Annotated in this window: 17 protein-coding genes; 6 read left to right on the top strand and 11 right to left on the bottom strand. The window is 69.4% G+C overall.

Going from position 1 to position 18,051, the window contains the following annotated elements:
* The first annotated feature begins 45 nt into the window (after positions 1–45).
* Both ACIA77_RS31285 and ACIA77_RS31280 read left to right on the top strand, forming a co-directional pair.
* On the top strand, positions 46–1,491 hold the full coding sequence (locus ACIA77_RS31285) for an aldehyde dehydrogenase (protein ID WP_395889604.1): 1,446 nt from the start codon (positions 46–48) through the stop codon (positions 1,489–1,491).
* An 83-nt stretch (positions 1,492–1,574) separates the two neighbouring features.
* Positions 1,575–2,429: a helix-turn-helix transcriptional regulator gene (locus tag ACIA77_RS31280; protein ID WP_395889603.1), complete on the top strand. Its 855-nt coding sequence runs from the start codon at positions 1,575–1,577 to the stop codon at positions 2,427–2,429.
* A 7-nt stretch (positions 2,430–2,436) separates the two neighbouring features.
* Here the strand turns inward: ACIA77_RS31280 and ACIA77_RS31275 are convergent, their stop codons facing one another.
* Entirely contained in the window at positions 2,437–3,804 is a 1,368-nt protein-coding gene (locus ACIA77_RS31275) for an MFS transporter (RefSeq protein WP_395889602.1), read from the bottom strand.
* 5 nt (positions 3,805–3,809) lie between these two features.
* Complete coding sequence (locus ACIA77_RS31270; protein WP_395889601.1) at positions 3,810–5,117, bottom strand: amidohydrolase family protein; 1,308 nt, start codon at positions 5,115–5,117, stop codon at positions 3,810–3,812.
* Positions 5,118–5,232: 115 nt separating this feature from the next.
* Here ACIA77_RS31270 and ACIA77_RS31265 point away from each other — a divergent pair, with 115 nt between their 5' ends.
* Both ACIA77_RS31265 and ACIA77_RS31260 read left to right on the top strand, forming a co-directional pair.
* The gene (locus ACIA77_RS31265) at positions 5,233–5,583 is read left to right on the top strand and encodes a winged helix-turn-helix transcriptional regulator (protein ID WP_395889600.1); all 351 of its coding nucleotides are present in this window, start codon (positions 5,233–5,235) and stop codon (positions 5,581–5,583) included.
* 146 nt (positions 5,584–5,729) lie between these two features.
* On the top strand, positions 5,730–7,082 hold the full coding sequence (locus ACIA77_RS31260; RefSeq protein ID WP_395889599.1) for an aldehyde dehydrogenase family protein: 1,353 nt from the start codon (positions 5,730–5,732) through the stop codon (positions 7,080–7,082).
* A gap of 26 nt (positions 7,083–7,108) precedes the next feature.
* Here ACIA77_RS31260 and ACIA77_RS31255 read toward each other — a convergent pair whose 3' ends face one another.
* The 8 genes from ACIA77_RS31255 to ACIA77_RS31220 all read right to left on the bottom strand — a co-directional run bounded on the left by ACIA77_RS31255 (position 7,109) and on the right by ACIA77_RS31220 (position 14,693).
* Positions 7,109–7,699, bottom strand: coding sequence for a cysteine hydrolase family protein (locus ACIA77_RS31255; protein WP_395889598.1), 591 nt, complete (start codon positions 7,697–7,699; stop codon positions 7,109–7,111).
* A 236-nt stretch (positions 7,700–7,935) separates the two neighbouring features.
* Entirely contained in the window at positions 7,936–8,922 is a 987-nt protein-coding gene (locus ACIA77_RS31250) for a hypothetical protein (RefSeq protein ID WP_395889597.1), read from the bottom strand.
* Positions 8,922–9,698, bottom strand: a complete 777-nt coding sequence (locus tag ACIA77_RS31245) for a VOC family protein (protein WP_395889596.1) — start codon at positions 9,696–9,698, stop codon at positions 8,922–8,924. Before ACIA77_RS31245 ends, ACIA77_RS31250 begins: the two co-directional genes overlap by 1 nt.
* Positions 9,699–9,722: 24 nt before the next feature.
* Positions 9,723–10,682 carry a PDR/VanB family oxidoreductase gene (locus ACIA77_RS31240; protein WP_395889595.1) on the bottom strand — a complete coding sequence of 320 codons (960 nt, stop codon included), beginning with the start codon at positions 10,680–10,682 and terminating at the stop codon, positions 9,723–9,725.
* An 11-nt stretch (positions 10,683–10,693) separates the two neighbouring features.
* A complete protein-coding gene (locus ACIA77_RS31235) occupies positions 10,694–11,119 on the bottom strand; it encodes a Rieske (2Fe-2S) protein (RefSeq protein ID WP_395889594.1) in 426 nt (141 codons plus the stop codon).
* Positions 11,120–11,135: 16 nt separating this feature from the next.
* Positions 11,136–12,182, bottom strand: a complete 1,047-nt coding sequence (locus ACIA77_RS31230) for an amidohydrolase family protein (RefSeq protein ID WP_395889593.1) — start codon at positions 12,180–12,182, stop codon at positions 11,136–11,138.
* On the bottom strand, positions 12,179–13,327 hold the full coding sequence (locus ACIA77_RS31225) for an amidohydrolase family protein (RefSeq protein WP_395889592.1): 1,149 nt from the start codon (positions 13,325–13,327) through the stop codon (positions 12,179–12,181). Before ACIA77_RS31225 ends, ACIA77_RS31230 begins: the two co-directional genes overlap by 4 nt.
* A gap of 22 nt (positions 13,328–13,349) precedes the next feature.
* On the bottom strand, positions 13,350–14,693 hold the full coding sequence (locus tag ACIA77_RS31220) for a CapA family protein (RefSeq protein WP_395889591.1): 1,344 nt from the start codon (positions 14,691–14,693) through the stop codon (positions 13,350–13,352).
* Between the two features lie 490 nt (positions 14,694–15,183).
* Here ACIA77_RS31220 and ACIA77_RS31215 point away from each other — a divergent pair, with 490 nt between their 5' ends.
* Positions 15,184–16,638, top strand: a complete 1,455-nt coding sequence (locus tag ACIA77_RS31215; RefSeq protein ID WP_395889590.1) for an MFS transporter — start codon at positions 15,184–15,186, stop codon at positions 16,636–16,638.
* An 86-nt stretch (positions 16,639–16,724) separates the two neighbouring features.
* The gene (locus ACIA77_RS31210; protein WP_395889589.1) at positions 16,725–17,387 is read left to right on the top strand and encodes a FadR/GntR family transcriptional regulator; all 663 of its coding nucleotides are present in this window, start codon (positions 16,725–16,727) and stop codon (positions 17,385–17,387) included.
* Here the strand turns inward: ACIA77_RS31210 and ACIA77_RS31205 are convergent.
* Positions 17,371–17,865: a hypothetical protein gene (locus ACIA77_RS31205; RefSeq protein ID WP_395889588.1), complete on the bottom strand. Its 495-nt coding sequence runs from the start codon at positions 17,863–17,865 to the stop codon at positions 17,371–17,373. The two genes, ACIA77_RS31210 and ACIA77_RS31205, sit on opposite strands and share 17 nt — an antisense overlap.
* Positions 17,866–18,051 lie beyond the last annotated feature (186 nt).

The raw sequence follows: 18,051 nt of genomic DNA, 5'->3' as shown, positions 1-18,051 counted from the left end.
ACGCGCAGAGTCCCGCACGAAGTGTTTCCCGAGGGAGAGTGGGCAATGACGACCAATCCATCCCCGTTCATCGACGGCGCCTGGGCGCGGCCGGAGTCCGCCGCGACGATCGACGTGCGGTCCGCGCGGACCGGGCAGCCGATCGGCTCGGCCGTTTCGGCGTCACGTGCGGATGTCGACGCGGCGGTGGCTGCCGCGCGCCGCGCGTTCGACCAGCCCGGCGGCTGGGCGCACTGGCCGGCGGCCGACCGCGCGGCCGCACTCGACCGGCTCGCCGACGCGCTGGGCAAGCGAGCCGAGCAGACCGTGCGGCTGGTGAGCGAGCAGAACGGCATGCCGATTTCGGTGGCCCGGCAGATCGAGGGGCAGTTCCCCGGCGCGCTGCTGAGCTACTACGCCGGGCTTGTCCGCAGCCAGGAGACCGAGACCAGCCGGCCGGGAATGTTCGGCGGCACGACCAGGGTGCACCGCGAACCGGCCGGGGTTATCGCGGCGATCTCACCGTGGAACTTCCCGCAGACCCTCGCCGCCCAGAAGTACGCGCCCGCGCTCGCCGCCGGCTGCACGGTGGTGCTCAAGCCCGCCCCGGAAACCGTGCTCGACACCGCCGCCGTCGGCGAAGCCGCCCTCGAAGCGGGGCTGCCGCCGGGCGTGCTCAACATCGTTCCCGCCGAGGCCGAAGTCTCCTCCTACCTCGTCGGCCACCCCGGAGTGGACGCGGTCACCTTCACCGGCTCCACCGCGATCGGCAAGCGGATCGCCGCGATCTGCGGTCCGCTGGTCCGGCCGGTCACCCTCGAGCTGGGCGGCCGCTCGGCCGCGGTCATCCTCGACGACGCCGATCTGGACCTCGGGCGCGCCGGTGAGGCCCTGTTCGGGTCGATGATCATCAACAACGGGCAGACCTGCTTCCTGTCCACCAGGATCCTCGCCCCGCGCAGCCGCTACGCCGAGGTCGTCGACACCCTCGCCGCGTTCGCCCGGTCGCTCACCGTGGGCGACCCCCTCGACCCGGAGACCCAGATCGGTCCCCTCGTGACCCAGCGGCGACGCGACGAGGTGGCCGCCGCCGTCGAAAAGGGGGTCGCCGACGGGGCTCGTCTCGTCGCCGGCGGCGGATATCCCGCGGACCTGACCGAGGGCTGGTACTTCCAGCCCACCGTGCTCGCCGACGTCGACAACAGCTGGGCAATCGCCCGCGACGACATCTTCGGTCCGGTCCTCACCGTGACCGCCTACGACGACGAGGACCAGGCGGTGGCCCTGGCCAACGACTCCGACTACGGCCTGGCCGGCACCGTCTGGACCGCCGACGCCGACCGCGGACTCGCCGTCGCGCGGCGTCTGCGCACCGGCAGCGTCGGCGTCAACGGCTACCTGCCCGACCTCGGCGCCCCGTTCGGCGGGGTCAAGCACAGCGGCATCGGCCGTGAGCTGGGCCCCGACGGCCTCGCCGCCTACCAGCGCACCAAGTCGATCTACCAGCTGTGAGCGCGCGGTGCGGGCTAGCTATCTGGCATTCGCAGTGCCTGGTACGAGCTTGCCCGCACCGCCCGACGCTTCAGAATGGAGGGATGACGGCCCCTGCCGAGCTCCGTGAGTTCCTGATGTCCCGCCGGGCCGCGATCGACCCGGCGCTGGTCGGGCTGCCCGCGTCTCAGCGACCCCGACGCCGCCCCGGACTGCGGCGCGAGGAGGTCGCCGCGCTCGCCGGGGTGAGCGTCGACTATTACGCGCGCCTCGAGCAGGGCCGCGCGGGCAATGTCTCCGACCAGGTGCTCGCCGCGATCGCCGACGCCCTGTGCCTGGACGACCTCGAACGCGAGCACCTGCGCACCCTGGTCGCGGCGAAGCCCACCGCGCGGAGGAAACCCGGCCGGACGGTCCGCAAGGGCGTGCGCGCCAGCGTGCGCACGCTGATCGACTCCATGCACGGCACTCCCGCCATGGTGCAGGGGCCGAGAATGGAGATCCTCGCTGCCAACCGGGCGATGCGGGTCCTGCTGACCGACTTCGAGGCCATGCCGGCCGTCGAGCGCAACATCGCCCGCTGGTTGTTCCTCGCTCCCGAGGCGAAAGCTCGCTACCCGCAGTGGGAGGAGGTGGCGGCCTCGACCGTCGCCGCGCTGCGCGCGGCACGAGATCCGCGGCTCCCTGACGAGGCGCTCGAGCGCCTCGTCGGTGAGCTGTCGGTCGCGTCTGCGCAGTTCGCGAAATTCTGGTCGGACTACCGGCTGTTCAAGCACGAGTACGGCCGGAAGCAGTTCTTCCACGATTCCGTGGGCGAGCTGACCCTCAACTACGACACGCTGCCGATCCCCGGCACCGACGGGCAGATCCTCTGCGCCTACACCCCGGACCCCGGGTCGCCGTCGGAGGAAAAGCTGAGTCTTCTGCTGAGCTGGAGTGATCTCACGGCCTCGAGGTGAGGCCGACTCACGCCCGGACCCGCACCATGCGGATACCCAGAAGAACACCGATGGCGAGCACGCCGGCGCCGGTCGTCAGGGCGGCCGCGATGCCCGAGGGACCGAGGGTCCGGCCCGCGACGCTGCTCATCACGGCCAGTCCCAGCGCTGCCCCGACCTGGCGGCTGGTCGAGACGAGGCCGGAAGCGAGGCCCGCCTCGGCCGGGGGAAGGCCACCGGTGGCGGCCAGCGTCGAGGGCACGAACGCCGCGCCCAGGCCGAGCCCCAGCAGAACAAGCGGCGGCAGCAGGTGGAGGGTGTAGCCGACCGGCCCGGAGTTGCGGCTCAGCCACAGCATCCCCGCGCATGCCGTCGCAAGGCCCAGCACGATCTGCCGTCCGGCGCCCAGCCACCGGACCGTCCGGGCGCCGACGAGTGTCCCGGCCGCGGTGGCCAGCGCCGCGGGGACGAACGCCATCCCGGCGATGAGCGGCGGATAGCCGTTCACGATGCGCAGGAACGCCGCGACGAAGAAGTACATGCCGAACAACGCCACACCCACGACCGCCGCGACGGCGTTGGCGAGCATCGGCACCCGCATCCGGAACACCCGCAAGGGCACCAGCGCCGCCTCGCCCCGGCGCCACTCCACCAGTGCGAAGCCCGCGAGCACCGCGACGCCGAGGCTGAGGCCGCCGAGCGTCACCGGGTCAGCCCATCCCCGGGCCGAAGCCGACACGATCCCGTACACCAGCAGTGACAGGCCGCCCGTGACCAGCGCCGCCCCCAAGACGTCGAGCCGGCCCCGGGACGCCGGGGTCGCACCTCCTCTGCCGAGGTAGCGGAACGCGCCGAGGAAGAGCACGAGCCCGATCGGACCTTTGACGAACAAGACCCATCGCCAGTCCAGCAGCTGGGTCAGCGCGCCGCCGAGGATCATCCCGGCAGCCGCCCCCGTCGCCGCGGTTCCCGTCCACGCGCCCAGCGCCCTCCGCCTGGCCGCCGGCTCGGTGAACGTGCCCGTGAGGACGCTGAGGGTCGACGGCGCCAAAATCGCGCCGGCCAGCCCCTGCGCGGCCCGCATCGCGATCAACCAGGCGCCGCTGCCGGCGAGACCGCCCAGCACGCTGAAGACCGCGAAACCGGCGACGCCGACGAGGAACACGCGGCGGTGCCCCAGGAAGTCGGCCAGCCGCGCGCCGAACATGAGAAACCCGGCGAAGGTCAGGGTGTAGGCGTTGACGACCCACTGCTGACCGGCCGCGGTCATGCCCAGCGCGCCGCCGATGTCCGGCAGCGCCACATTCACGATCGTCACGTCCAGCACCACCATGAACTGAGCCAGGCAGCACAGGAACAGCACCACACCGGCCGTGCGGCCACGAGGTCGGGACATGGTGGTCACCGTCGCCGCGCCCTGATCCGCTCCCGCGAGGCGAGCACGAGCTGCCGGGCGCGCTCGACATGTGGGCCGGACAGCACGCCGTCGCGCTTGAGGACCGTCCCGTCGACCACGACCGTGTCGACGTCGCGCGGGCCGGCGCCGAGGAACGCGGCGAGAACCGGGTCGCCGAACCCGTCCAGATGCGGGCCGCGCAGGTCCACAGTGATCAGATCGGCACGGAAGCCGGGGCTGAGCTCGCCGGTGATCTTGTCGAAGCCGAGGACCTGCGCGCCGCCGCGGGTGGCGACCTCCAGCAGGTGCTGGTGGTCCTGGGCCAGCTCGGACGGCATCTCGCCGCGGGCGACCACCGGTGCGTTGGTGTGGACGCGCTCCGCGGCGAGCGCGAGCCGCATCTCCCCGAACAGGTCACTCGGGCCGTAGGCGACCGTGTCGGCGCCCAGGCCGGCCGCCACCCCGTGCCCGGCAGCGGGCCCGGTGGCCGGGCGGACACCCAGGCCCATGGTGAGGTCGACGGTCGGGGTGGCGGTGACCGTGCCCCCGGACCCGGCCACCAGTTCCCATTCCCGCGTCGAGAACTCGGTGGCGTGGGCGTAGTTGACGTCCGGGCCGAGCAGCCGCTGTTCGTGCAGCTGGGTGACCGCGCCGGGCAGGCCGGCCATCCCCGCGTGGATCGAGATCGGCAGGCCGAGCTCGCGGGCGAGGGTGAACTCGCGCTCGGTCTCCTCCGGTGTGGACATCGACGGGCCGCGCAGGCCGAGCCCGAACTCCAGCCGCCCGCCCGCCGGGTGCCGGGCGAGCATGTCGCGGGCGTGATCGGCGAAGCGGCTGACGTCACCGCTGGAGGTGGCCTTCCCTCCGAAGAACAGCCGGGCACGGATACCGCTGTCGCTCAGCGCGCGCACGTTGGCGTCGATGTCCGCGGGTGACCCGAGGTTGTGCGCCCAGTCCGCCACCGTGGTGACTCCGGCGTTGATCGCTTGCAGCGCGCCCCAGAGCACACCGGCGTAGATGTCGTCGGCGGTGAAGGCGTCGCCGTGTCCTTCGTTGATCTGCTGGGCGTAGGTGAACAGCGGCACCCCGCTGCTGCTGGCCGACAACGCGCCCAGCCACAAGTGGCGGTGGGCGTCGACGAACCCGGGCAGCACCAGCCGGCCGGTCGCGTCGATCACCTCCGCGCCGGGAGCCGCCAGGTCAGCACCTATTTCCTGGATGACGCCGTCGCGGACCAGGACGTCCGCCCGCCCGGACGTCCGATCGGGCCGCAGCACCTGGCCGCCGCGCAGCAGAAGAGCAGAGGAAGACATGGAGTGGTTCTCGTTTCACCGTTAGGTATACGTCGAATACCAGATGTACGGTAGGAACCGACTTCGGAGGCCACAAGAAGGCACTTCGGACTGCCCAGGTATCACCGGAGGAACCGTGTCAGCGCACCGCGACGTCCTGCTGCGCGACGTGATGGACCGCATCGGGGACAAGTGGTCGGTCACCGTCATCTGCCGCCTCGACGACGGCCCGTTGCGGTTCAACGCCCTCAAGCGCGCCGCCGACGGCATCACCCAGCGGATGCTGAGCGTCACCCTGCGCCGCCTCGAACGCGACGGCCTGCTCACCCGGACTGTCCACGCCACCGTGCCGCCGCAGGTCGAGTACGCCCTCACCGACCGCGGCCACAGCCTGCACCGCATCCTCGCCGAACTCGTCGCCTGGACCGAGGACAACCTCGACGACATCCGGCGGTGCCGCGAACGCTACGACGCTGCCGTTCCCTGATCGGTTGCCGTTTCCGGATGCCGCTACCGCGCACTCCCGGTACCAGGTACGGCAGGGCCCGCCAAGTCCTGGTGAGCGCGGTGCCGGATTGCTGGACTGGAGACACCGGCGACGCACAGCCGGCGGCTATCCGGAAAGGAATCATCGTGATCGACCTTGACGAGGTGCAGCGGCTCTTCACGGGCCTGCGCGCCCAGCGGCGCCCGATGCGCCACACCTCCGCCGCGCAGCGGATCGAGCGGCTGGCGCGCCTGCGTGCGGAACTCCTCGCCCGCCAGGAAGAAATCGCCCAGGCCATCCACAGTGACCTCGGCCGGCCGCTCGGTGACCGCAGCGAGGTCGACACCGTCGTCGGCAACATCGACAAGGCCCGCGCCGAACTGGCCGAGTGGATGAAGCCGCTGCCGATCGAGAAGTCGCCCTCTTCTCCTGAGGCCGAGCGGATCTTCGTCAAGTACGAACCGCGGGGCGTGGTGTTGTTGTTCGGCACCTGGGACTTCCCCATCGGGATGTTCTTCTCCCCCTTGGTGCAGGCGGTATCGGCGGGCAACGTCGTGCTCGCGAAGACCAGTTCGATGGCTCCGGCCACGGGCCGGGTGATCGAACAGATCGTGCGCACGGTGTTCGACGAACGCGAGGTCGCCGTCGTGAACACCGAAGAAGTGGCTACCCCCGACGGGACGCGGGACGCCAACGACGTAGTGCTCGACCTGCCCGTCGACCACATCTTCCTCACCGGCAGCCCCCGGGTCGGGAAGATCATCGTGGAACGCGCGGCACGGCACATGGCCACCTTCACCCTGGAGCTGGGCGGCAAGAGCCCGGCAATCCTCGACCACACCGCGGATCTGGACCTCGTCGCGGAGGCCTTCGTCGGCGGCAAGGTGTACAACCACGGCCAGACCTGCCTGTCGGTCGACTACGTCTGGGTGCCCGAGGATCTGCGCGACACTTTGGTCGAGAAGTACGTGGCCGCGGTGCAGAAGGCGTACTACGACAACGGGACTTTCCAGTGGCGGCGAGACGGCCGTTTCGTCGACAAGCGCAACTACGACCGCGTCACGGGGTACCTCGAGGAGGCGATCGCCCGGGGAGCCACCGTCGCGTTCGGCGGCACGACCGCCCCGGAGAACCTGGTGATCGAACCGACGGTCTTGCTTGACGTTCCACGGGACACAAAAGTCATTCAGGAGGAGATCTTCGCGCCCATTCTCCCGGTGCTGACCTACACCGACGAGGAAGAGATCTTCGCCCACTCCGACTCACTCGGCAAGCCGCTCGGGTTCTCCATCTACTCGCAGGACCGGGAGTTCATCGACCGGGTGCTGGACAACACGACCTCCGGCGGGGTCACCATCAACGGCCACAACCTCCACTGGGCCGAGGAGAACCTGCCCTTCGGCGGGGTGAATTCCTCGGGTTACGGGCGCTACCACGGCGTCTGGGGCTTCCGTGAACTGTCCAATGCGCGCTCGGTGTTCCACGCAGCCACGAGCTGACCGTTCCACGCAACGGCGACGGAGTCTCAGCTCGCGCCATCCAGCGCCGCAGCGAACTGCGCAGTGGTCACCACACCGGCGTGCTGCGGTATCACCTTCGCGAACAACGTCTCGTGGAGGTGCTGGTCCGGGTCGGCGCACGCGTCGGACAGGACGAAAAGCCGGTAATCGCGGTCCGCGGCGTCGGCGACCGTCGACAACACGACGCCGCTCGTCGTCAGGCCGGCGAGCACGAGGGTGTCGATGCATCGTTCCCGCAAGAACGCGTCGAGCCGAGTCGTGGCGAGAGCGCCGATGCGGGTCTTCGTCACGACGTGCTCGTGCGGCTCCGGCTCGACGTCCGGGTGAATGGCGACTTCCGGGGTACCCTCGCCGGCCACGCCCGCACTCGCCAGGGCCGCGAAGACGCGGTGATGGGACGGCACGGCAGCGTGCTCTTCCTCGGTGAAGGCCACCCGGACGTGCACCACCTCGATGCCGGCGGCCAGCGCGGCGCGGCGGGCGTGCTGAGCCCGTTCCAGCAGCTCGGCCGGATCGTCAAGCATCGCCAGCGTGAAGTTCTGCAGGTCCATCAGCAGCAGGGCGGTGCGGTCGGGGATGAACTCGGGCACGGTCACGCGACTCCTCGTCGTCTCGTCGATCACTCTTCTGCAGCTTCGCCGCCCCGGTCGCGGACCGGCTGAGCCGGCGGCTCGATCGCCGGGCCGAGCCCCAGCCGCGTGCTCAGCTCCGCGCAAGGAATGTGCGCCGCGTGCGCGCTCGCACCGATGCCCGCGAGCGCGTCCGGCACCGGGCTGCTGTCGCCGGTGCCCAGCGCCTGCCCCGGGCTGCCGCGCTGACGTCGATCCGGTACTCAGTACGGCGCCCGGCGGTTCTCCTCCGGCACGGGGACGAACTTGTGCAGGCAGCGATGCCTCCGATGCGGCCTGCCCGTGCTCCTCGCGAACGACTCCGGCACTTCGGCCACGTAGATCGCCCCCGAGGAGTCGACCGCGACCGCATGGGCGGCCAGGAAACCCGGTTCGGACGCACCGATCCGGGCGATGACCGATCGGTCCTCCGAGAACACGGTCACCCGCCCGCGCCGCTCCTCCGCGGCCGGGCCCAGCCTCCACGACTTGAGGTCACGAGGTCCCCGGGCGAGCTCGGTGACGTACGTCTGTCCCCGGCCGTCGACCGCGACGTCGGTCGGCCGCCGGACGTCGTTCCACACCTCCAGCAGCGCACCATCGCGGTTGAAGACCTGGATCCGGTCGTTCTCCCGGTCGCACACCAGGACGCGGTCCTCGTTGTCCAGTGTGACGCTGTGCGGAATGACGAAGCACCCCGGCTGCCCTCCCGCACCGCCCCACGAGTGCACGAGCCGGCGGTCGGCGGAGAACCGGTGCACCCGGCAGTTGCGGTAGCCGTCGCTGACGAACAGCTCGCCGGACCGCGAGAGCACGGCTTTGGTGGGCCGGTTGAACGGCGGGCCACCCCGCATCCGCTCGAACTCGGCTTCCCGGTCGGGAGCGCCCTCGGCGAACCCCGAATCCGCGGGCTCGCCGGTACCGATCACCTCCAGCCGCTTACCCGAGGTGTCGAACACGAAGACCCGGTGACCGCCGTCGTCGGCGATGCAGACGTTGTCCTCGTGGTCGATGGAGATGAGGTGCAGACGCTGGGAGAATTCCGGGTCTCCCCATTGGTCCACGGCGGTTCCGTCGTGATCGAGGACCGTCACCGCGTCATCGCCGCGTTGGAGGGCGTAGACGCGATCGAGAGAGTCGACCGCGACGCCGCTGACGTCCTGGTCCCAGGAGCCACCCCATCCGGGGACCTCTTCGTATTCGATCGCCATCAGCCTTCCGCCGGGCGGACCCAGTGCGGGGCGAGCGTGCCGGCGTCCCCGGAGTCGTCGAGGAGCGCGGGGACCGGGTCCTCGTCCATGAACCAGTCCGCGAAGTCGTAGGAGCGCCAGGCCCCGTCGGCGGCTTCGAAGGTGGCGATCTCCAGCGGGTTGCCGCTGGGGTCGAAGAAGTAGAACGACGAGATGAACCGGTGGGTGTTGTCCACACCGCGCCGTTCGGAGATCTCGGACACGTCGACGCCGTGGGCGCGTAGGTGCTCCCGGAACCACACCACGTCGTCGTGCGTGGCGACGTCGAAGGAGAGGTGGTCCAGCTTCTGCGGTTCGTCCGGCCGGCTGCACAGCTCCGACACGACCGACGGCCACAGCACCGAGCTCACCGGCGCGGCCGGCTTCTCCGCGACGGACGGCGCCTCATAGAGCGAGAACAGCTCGCCGTTGCCCATCTCGAAGAACACCTGGCGAACCGTCATGGTCACCGCGATGGCCGACGGTTCGGACGTGCTGTCGACCGCCGCGCCGCTGGAGTGGTGGGCGGCGCTGCGCAGGCCGTCCGCCGACGTGGTGAAGCGGACCGAACGCACCACCCGGAGGCCGAGGATATCCCGGTAGAACCGCACTCCCTCGTTCATGTCACGGGTGAACAGGACGAGGTGGTTGATCCCGGAGATCCGGCCGGTCGCCGGGCCGCGCTCCTGGACAACACGCTGATGGCGTGGCCGCTCGCCGGACGTCGTCTCGCTTCCCTCGGGGGCCACTGCGGTCATTGCCTTTCGCTCCTCACTTCGTTGTCACGCATCGAGAACAAGGCGCGGCGTGCACGATCGCGAGACGCAGACCATCATGGACTGCCCCGCCGCGCGCTCCCTCTCGCTCAGCACTTCGTCGCGGTGGTCGGGCGTCCCCGAGAGCACCTTCGTCTCGCACGATCCGCAGATGCCCTCCTGGCAGGACGACTCGATGTCGACGCCCAGTTCCTCGGCCACCTCCAGGACGGACCGATCCGCGGGAACCATCGCCACGACACCGGATCGGGCGAACTCGACCTCGAACTCGGTGGTCACCGGCTCTTCGAGGTCGGTGCGGCGGGAGAACCGCTCGGTGCGAACCCGATCTCCCGGCCAGGAACCGCAGTGTTCGTCGATCGCTTGGAGCATGGACTCGGGCCCGCAGCAGTAGAGGACGGTCTCCGAGCCCGCTTCGGCGACGAGGGCGGCGAGGTCGGCCCGGCCGTGAGTGTCGTCCGCGTGCAATCGGACCCGATCGGGCCCCAGCGCGACGATTTCGTCGATGAACGCCATCGAATCGGCCGACCGGCCGCAGTACACCAGCCGCCACCCCGCGTCCGAGGTCGCCACCTCGGCGATCATCGGCAGGATCGGCGTGATGCCGATCCCGCCGGCGATGAACAGGTAGTCCCGGGCCGGCACCAACGGGAAGTTGTTGCGAGGACCGGAAACGCGGACCGAGGTGCCTTCGGTGAAGGCTTCGTGGATGTGCGCCGATCCGCCGCGTCCGTCGGCGACGAGCAGAACGGCGACCTGCCACTCGTATCGATCGGCTGCCTGCCCGCACAGGGAGTACTGCCGCACGTATTCCTGTCCCCGGGACGTGAACCGGAGATCGATGTGCGCACCAGGCGTCCAGGGCGGCAGCCGCGCGCCGTCCCGGTCGGCCAACGTGAGACGGAGGATCCCTTTGGCCACCGGCTCGGCGGCGGTGACCACCAGTTCGAGCTCGCGTTCCGGCATCGCAGCTCCTTTCAGACTTCGATCACGAGCGTGGCGCCTTCGACGGAAACCGGGATCGTCTCGACGCCCTCCCGCAGCCGCGCGAGCACGTCCGGCGGCACGACCTCCACGGGGTAATCGCGCACCTTCTGCCGGGATCTGAAGATCGTCTTCCCGGTCTTGATCTCGAACTCCCAGTGGTGCCAAGGACAGGCGACGATCTCGCCGCTGCGCTCCCAGCGCACGTCGAGCGCGCCGTCGTCGCTCACCTCGGCCGCCGAGGTACCGCGCACCGTTCCACGGCAGAGCGGTCCACCCATGTGCGGACAGGTGTTCTTCAGCGCGTAGAACTCGCCGTCGACGTTGAAGACCCCGATCCCGGATTTCACCTTCTCCGGGTAGACGATCGTCGACGTTCCCGGCGGCAGGTCCTCGGCCGCCCCTACGACAAAACGCATCTGACGTTCCTCTCGATCACGCGTTCGCGGTGGCGGACAGCCGCGACGCCAGCCGGGGGTAGAACTGCGCGGCGTTGCCGGCGAGAGCCCGGGCGCGGTCTTCGGTGGACCAGGTGGGGAAAACGTCGTGTGAACGCACGCCGTCCCAGTAGGGGTGTCGGCTGCCGAAGAGCACCAGCGATGAGGTGTCCCCGCCGATGTTCCCGGCCGAACGGGCGCTGTGCGGCGAGATTTCGTCCTCGGCCTGGGTGATGAACCGGACGTGCCGGCCGAGGTAGCTGGTCGGCAGGTCGCTGACCCAGGGCACCTCGAGCCGGTCGGACTGCCAGTCCTTGTCCGTCCGCACGATGAGCGACCGGGCCGCGTGCACGCTCACGTCGCCGAACACCACCCGCAGCTCGGGCAGCCGTTCGAAAACACCGGCGACGATGAAGCTGGCCAGCTGCGTGATTCCCGACATCGGCCGGATCGCGTGGGTCTCGGCGTAGAAGCTCGGGAACCCGACCTGCGAGGGCGGCGGCTCGATCAGGGTGCCGAGGTCGTCGTGGACGAACACCACCAGGCCGCGCTCGGCGGCTGCGCGCCAGATCGGGAAGAACCGCTGCTCGCCGTAAGTGGCCAGCGCCCGCGCCGGGACGACGAGCTGCACGAACCGGTCGTCGTCGGCCCAGCGGTCGATTTCGCGCAGGGCGACGTCGGTGTCGTTCATCGCGATGCGGATGGAGCCGAGGAACCGGCCGTCGGCCTCCGGCGCGGTGAGCCAGTTCTCGAACAGCATCCGGTTCGCCGCGCTCGCGACCGCTGCGGCCTGCTGGGGGTTGGGCCAGTAGCCACGGGTGGTCGGGCTCAGCAGCGCGTAGTCGACGCCGGCGCCGCGCAGGAGCAGCTCGGCGACCGCCGCCGGGTTCGCGGCTTCGCTTTCGGGTACGGACAGCTGGTCGAAGGGGGCCGCGTAGCGGTCGCCGTAGAGGCTCGGCAGCTTGAGCAGGTTCCACGGTGAGCCGATCTCGCGGTTGAACTCGGCGTCGGGCAGGACGGGGTGGACCGCGCAGTCGATGATCATCGCCGGGCCGCCTCGAGGTCGAACCGGTCGACCGGCCGCGTCTTCGGCAGGTCGTAGAAGACCCGCGCGTTTTCCGCCATGATTCGCCTCTTCATCTCGGGGTCCAGGGAGCGCGGCAAGGCCTTGCTTGGGGGGTCGTAGTCGTAGTGCGGGTAGTCGCTGGAGAACATCAGCAGGTCGCCGGCGTAGGCCTCGTCGAAGAGGTCGGTGATCTGCTGTGGCTTCGGCGATTCCTCGATGGGCTGGGATGCCCATCGGAAGTGGTCACGGACGTATTCGAGCGGCTTCTTGCGGGCCGAAAGTTCCTGCCCGGTTTTCTCCCAGTGCCGGGCGAGCCGGTCGATGACCGGCCGGTACCAGAGGAAGCCGCCTTCGATGAACAGCACCTTCATCTCGGGGTGCCGGTCGAGGACGCCGTTGCAGATCCAGCTCGCCATGTGGGTGGCGTAGGCCATCGGCGCGATCAGGGAGTGGTACTCGACGAAGTACTGCAGCGGGCCGGTTGATGTCCAGCCGAGCGGCTGGGTCGCCCCGCCGCGGAAGTGCACGCCGATGGGCAGGTGGTGCCGGGCGGCGGCTTCCCAGATCGGGTCGTACATCGGGTGGCCGAAGGGGCGGGGTCCGTAGTGGCCGATCATCACCTGGCGGAAGCCCGAGTGCCCGGCCCACTTCTCGATCTCCCGGGCCGCCGAGACCGGGTCGTCGATGGCGATCGAGATCGACCCGACGTACCGGTTTTCGGCGTTGTACTTCGACAGCCAGGTATCGGCGAGCCAGGTGTTGACCGCGGCGGCCAGGGCAGTGTCGAGCGACGGGTCGACGGTGAAGCCGCGGAAGCTCCAGGGCAGGAGGATCGCGTAGTCGATCGGGTCGTCGACGAACAGCTGCTGCCCGCAAAGCTCCGGGTCGGAGCCGATGTCGCCGTGCTTGGGGTAGGCGTCCTTGCGGCCGCCGCCGTCGAGCGTCTTGTACGTCGCGCGGCTGAAGGGGACGCGGTCGATGACGTTGCGGTCGCGCCACGGCGGCTCCAGGTAGCCGATCAGCTCTTCGAACGAGCGGGGCTCGACGTGGACGTCGGTGTCGATCACTGTGACCTCGACGCTCTCGGTCGCCGTCGTGTCCGGACGGGACTGCGTTGTCGTCATGTCGGGTGGCCTCCTTGCCTGGTCAGGAACTCTTCGCGACGAGCCGGCCGACCGTGCGGTCGTCGTGCTTGACGCGTTCGATGCGCGTGTCGAAGGGGCGGGAAAGGTCGTCGAGGTGCTCGAGGATGCGCAGCGAGTCGTTCTCGTCGGCGGCGACGGGGGTGCCGCGCTGGGCGCGGGGCAGCCCGAACCCGGCGGTGATCGGGACGAGCTCGCAGCCGGCCAGGTCGCCGTCGGCGTCGAAGTCGAACTGGGCGACGACGGACTCCCAGAACCGGCGTTCCTCGGCGTACCCGGTGACCCGGTCGTAGAGGTCCGCCGCGGTCGAGTCGAGCGGCATGCCCTGCTGCTCGTAGACCTCGACTGGGAACGACGCGATGGACTCCAGGCTGAAGATGAAGTTGCCCAGTGAGTAGCAGATGGGCCGGTTTCGGTAGAGCTCCATGCCGCGCAGCATGTGCGGGCCGGAGCCGAGGATCGCGTTCGCGCCGGCGTCGATGAGCCGGTGCGCGAGTGGCCGCAGGAACTCCGCGCCGACCTCGGTGTTCCACCGGCCGTCGACGCCTTCGTGGCAGTGCAGCGCGACGAACACCAGGTCCGCCTGCTTCTTGGCTTCGTCGACAACATCAGCCAGCGCGTCGACATCTCGCTCAAGCGCGCCGGTGTGGATGTGGGATCGCTCGTGCGGGGCGAAGTGGACGCCTTCGACGGCGAACCCGTCCGCCGGGGGCCGGTCGTAGACGTTCATGTCCGGGTAGGGGAAGGAGATGCCCGGGGCGGTCGTGCCGGTGGCTTTCACGTTGACCCCGGCTTCGGCGAGGATGTCGCGCAGCTGCTCGAACTTCTCCTGCGCGAGGTAGTGCGTCTTCTGCAGCCGCACCGGTGCCATCCCGGGGCGGCCGATGTCGCCCTCCCCAGGATCGGCGGCGAGCGAGAGCCGGGCGTTCGACGAGCCGGCCGAGATCAGGGCGACCCGGCTTTGCGCGGTCTGCAGGTACACCGGGCGGCGGGCTTCGCGCAGGGTGTGGCCGACTCCGGCGAAGCTCATGTGGCTCTTGCGCAGCTCGGCGATCGAGGCGGCGAGGCCGTTGGTGCCGTAGTCGGTGGCGTGGTTGTTGGCCATGCCGTAGAGGTCGAACCCGAACCACTGGAACTCGTCGAGGAGTTCGGGTTCGACTCCCACGTGGGTGCCGTGGAAGGTCGTCGAGGGCATCCGGCCGGCGCCGGGGAAGACCATCTCCAGATTGGTGAACGACACGTCCGCCGCCCGCACCCGCTCCACCACGTCGGTGAAGCCCGGGGTGCGCAGGGGCGAAACCCTCCTGGTCAGGATGGAGTCGCCGGTCGCCACGAGGCGGGTGGTCATACGCGGTCCTTTCGCTCGCTGGTCCCGACGCTGCGGGAAGTCATGAAGTAGTCGTTCACCGGCGCACTGAGGGGCCTCCGGAGGGACGCCCGGCGGATTTCCGGTACCTCGAAGTGGCGCCGCGTCGCTCTAAACTATCTAAATAGATTTCGCCTCGACTTGTCAACCATGGCTCGCACCCGGGCGACGTCGGCCACGGGGTTGACAAGCAAACGAGCAATCTATTTGAATGAATTTCATCGCAGCGCACGGCTGGTGCGGCACCCCGGCCGGACGCAGACTTGTCCTGACCTTCGACGGCGAAGGAGGCGCGACGTGACCGGTCGCCCGTCCCTCACCGCCAGGCGGGAACCCGTGCCGAGCGTGCCCGCCGGCGACAGTTTCGCTCTCTCGACCACGCAGCCGATTCGCTCCTGACGATCGCTCAGGCATCCGGTGCGCCCGGTCCCCTCCCCATGCCCTCAGCGGCAGCCGTCGACAAAGGAGTCGCATGCAATCCGCAGCCCAACCCTCCCCTTCACCGGCACGGGCCCGATCCGGGGTCATCCTCGCGCTGGCCGTGGGCGCCGTCGGCACCTACAAGGCCATCGAGTCCATGGCGTCCCCGGCCTTGCCCATCGTGCAGCAGGAACTGGGCGCCACCCGCGCCGAGATCGCCTGGGTGATCACCGGCGTCCTGCTGACCGGGCCGATCGTCACCCCGCTCGTCGGCCGCCTGGGCGACATCTTCGACAAGCGCAAGGTCCTGCTCGCCGTGCTCTCGATCGTGGGGCTCGGCACGCTCGTCTCAGCCCTGTCGATCTCCATGCCGATGCTGATCGTCGGCCAGCTGCTGCAGGGCTTCGGTTTAAGCACCGTGCCGCTCGCGGTCGGGATCATGCGGGAAACCCAGACCGAGCAGCGGCTCAAGACCGGCAACGGCATCATGGTCGGCACGATTTACGCGTGCACTGCGCTGGCCATGCTCGTCGCCGGCCCGATCGCGGACAAGCTCCACTTCAGCTGGCTGTTCTGGTTCCCGTTCATCGTGCTCGTCGCGATGATCATCCTGTCGTGGCGGCTCATCCCCTCCTGCCCGCCGGTGGCGGGAGCTTCCACCCGCATCGACTTCGTCGGGGCGGCGCTTTTCGGCGCGGCACTCGCGCTTTTCCTGGTCGCGCTGACCTACGCCCCCGAGTGGGGGTGGACCTCCACCGGGTTCCTCGGCCTCGTCGGGCTGGCCCTGGTGTTGCTCATCGCCTTCGTCTTCGCCGAGCTGAAGATCAGCGAGCCCCTGGTCGACGTCCGGATCCTGGGCAGCAGGCAGGTCATCGCGGCATCGGTGCTGATGATCGTGGCGGGACTCGCCATCAACCTCTTTTTCGTTTCGGTTCCGATGCAGGTCCAGCAACCCACCTCGACCGGATATGGCCTGGGCGCGTCCGGAACGATGACCAGCTTCATCCTGGTGCCCGGGGTGCTGATCGGCACCGCGGCGCCGGTCGTCTCCTGGATCGAGCGCGTCGCGGGCACCCGCATCGCCACGGTCTTCGGGCCGGCCATCCTCATCGTCGGCTTCCTGTGCGCGACACAGTCCGGCGGGAGCGTCGCCCTGACCGCCGTGTCGATGCTGTGCGCCGGACTCGGTTCCGGGATGGCCATCGCCCAGGCGATGAACCTCGTGGTCGCCGCGGTCCCGGCCGACCGGGTGGGTGCGTTCAGCGGGATGAACTTCGTGGTGAAGGCGATCGGCTCCACTTCCGGCGCGCAGGTCGCGGCCAGCATCCTGTCCACCGACGCGGCGGACGCCGGCCAGTCACCGAGCTGGAGCGCGTTCACCACGGTCTTCGTCTTCGGCCTGGCGGGTGCGATCCTCGCCCTCATCGTCGGGCTGACCGCCGTCAGCAAGCGCACCAGCCGCCAGCCTGCTCCGGTGGGCGCCGTCGAACTCGAACCGCGCCGATGACCGCGCCGCGGGACCGGCCGGAGTCCGCACAGCCGGTCCCGCAGCGTCCGGAGCCGTCGACCGAGTACGGTAACGGAGTGAGGTCGGTGGGTCAGAAGACGGCACGCGTCGTAGCCGGTCAGGTCGTGCGTGACATCACCGTCGACGGGTTGACCCGCCTCCCGTCCGAAGCCGAACTCCTCAAGCGGTATCCCGTCAGCCGCCCGACGCTGCGGGAAGCGCTGCGGATCCTCGAGATGTACGGCGTCATTTCGCTCAAGACCGGCCCCGGCGGCGGGGCGATCGTCAACGCGGTCGCCAGCTACCAGTTCGCCAACTCCTCCTCGCTCTACTTCCACCTCCTGCAGCTCACCCTCCGGGACCTGATGGCCACGCGCATGCGGCTGGAGCCGTTCATGGCCCGGCTCGCGGCGGAACGCGTCGCCCGAGGCGACCTTGATGAAGAGGGCAGCCTCGCGCTGCAGGACGGCGACGTCCACGTCGGCATCGCGCGGCTGTCGGGAGACCCGATCCTCCTGCTCGTAGCCCAAGCCCTGCGCGACATCTTCTCCGACAAGTCGAGCATGGAACGCGTCCGCAAAGACGTCTCCGCCAACGTCACGCCTCCGCACGAGTTGATCGAGAAGGCCGTCCGCCGCGGCGACGCAGAAGACGCCGAGCGGCTCATGCACGAGCACCTCACCGACTACGTCGCCAAGCTCGAGCAGCACTACCCGAACCTGCTCGACGAAGTCATCGACTGGACCTAGGCGAGCAGCGTTTCGCGCAGCCGAAAGCCGAATTCGGCGAATCCGCGTGGATCCGGGTCACGAGGCCGACGAGAGGTCGCAGAGCAGCCAAAAGGTAGACCGCGGCGGCGGCCGCGACCGCCCAGTCGGCCGCGATCGACAGAACCGAACCATTCGGAGCCACCGCGAACGAGACACAGGCCAGTGGAGGATAGGCACGTCCTGCCGAGCTGGCGAGTACGAGCACGGCCGTGATCGTTGCAGGGACAACCGAAGGAACGGATACTGCCGCGGCGCCCAGAGACAGCGAGATCGCGAACGCGAAGGTTGCGAGGTAGCAGAGGAAGATGCGACTCCATTCACGCCCATAGCGGGCAACATCGTGGAACGCGATGGCGGCGATGCTGGCGAACGTCGAAGCGACGAACGGCAGGCGGAAGACAACTTCCAACGTCACCAACGGCGCGAAAAGCACTCCGGACAGCACGACGATCAGCACCGTGGCCCCTCGGGGTCGTGGCGGACGGACACCGTGACCTTCGCCGGGCAGCTCCGCGACCGGCTTCACAGGGTTCTGCAATGGTGTCGAGTGCGCTGGCCGAGCGCTGTATGCCATGGTCACAGCCTCACAGCCACTCGAGCCCGATTCAGCTGCCCGGTCCACCCAATGGAACTGTCACGCACC

Origin of the sequence: Amycolatopsis sp. NPDC051903, from assembly GCF_044452505.1 — a bacterium.
Classification (GTDB): domain Bacteria; phylum Actinomycetota; class Actinomycetes; order Mycobacteriales; family Pseudonocardiaceae; genus Amycolatopsis.
Note: the sequence above shows the minus strand (reverse complement) of the source record. Positions and strands in the feature narration are given on the sequence as shown.

Coding starts and splice junctions, on each gene's coding strand:
- ACIA77_RS31225 (WP_395889592.1), bottom strand. CDS start 13,327: ATGACGACAACGCAGTCCCGTCCGGACACGACGGCGACCGAGAGCGTC.
- ACIA77_RS31220 (WP_395889591.1), bottom strand. CDS start 14,693: ATGACCACCCGCCTCGTGGCGACCGGCGACTCCATCCTGACCAGGAGG.
- ACIA77_RS31280 (WP_395889603.1), top strand. CDS start 1,575: ATGACGGCCCCTGCCGAGCTCCGTGAGTTCCTGATGTCCCGCCGGGCC.
- ACIA77_RS31275 (WP_395889602.1), bottom strand. CDS start 3,804: ATGTCCCGACCTCGTGGCCGCACGGCCGGTGTGGTGCTGTTCCTGTGC.
- ACIA77_RS31250 (WP_395889597.1), bottom strand. CDS start 8,922: ATGGCGATCGAATACGAAGAGGTCCCCGGATGGGGTGGCTCCTGGGAC.
- ACIA77_RS31270 (WP_395889601.1), bottom strand. CDS start 5,117: ATGTCTTCCTCTGCTCTTCTGCTGCGCGGCGGCCAGGTGCTGCGGCCC.
- ACIA77_RS31245 (WP_395889596.1), bottom strand. CDS start 9,698: ATGACCGCAGTGGCCCCCGAGGGAAGCGAGACGACGTCCGGCGAGCGG.
- ACIA77_RS31285 (WP_395889604.1), top strand. CDS start 46: ATGACGACCAATCCATCCCCGTTCATCGACGGCGCCTGGGCGCGGCCG.
- ACIA77_RS31215 (WP_395889590.1), top strand. CDS start 15,184: ATGCAATCCGCAGCCCAACCCTCCCCTTCACCGGCACGGGCCCGATCC.
- ACIA77_RS31240 (WP_395889595.1), bottom strand. CDS start 10,682: ATGCCGGAACGCGAGCTCGAACTGGTGGTCACCGCCGCCGAGCCGGTG.
- ACIA77_RS31235 (WP_395889594.1), bottom strand. CDS start 11,119: ATGCGTTTTGTCGTAGGGGCGGCCGAGGACCTGCCGCCGGGAACGTCG.
- ACIA77_RS31230 (WP_395889593.1), bottom strand. CDS start 12,182: ATGATCATCGACTGCGCGGTCCACCCCGTCCTGCCCGACGCCGAGTTC.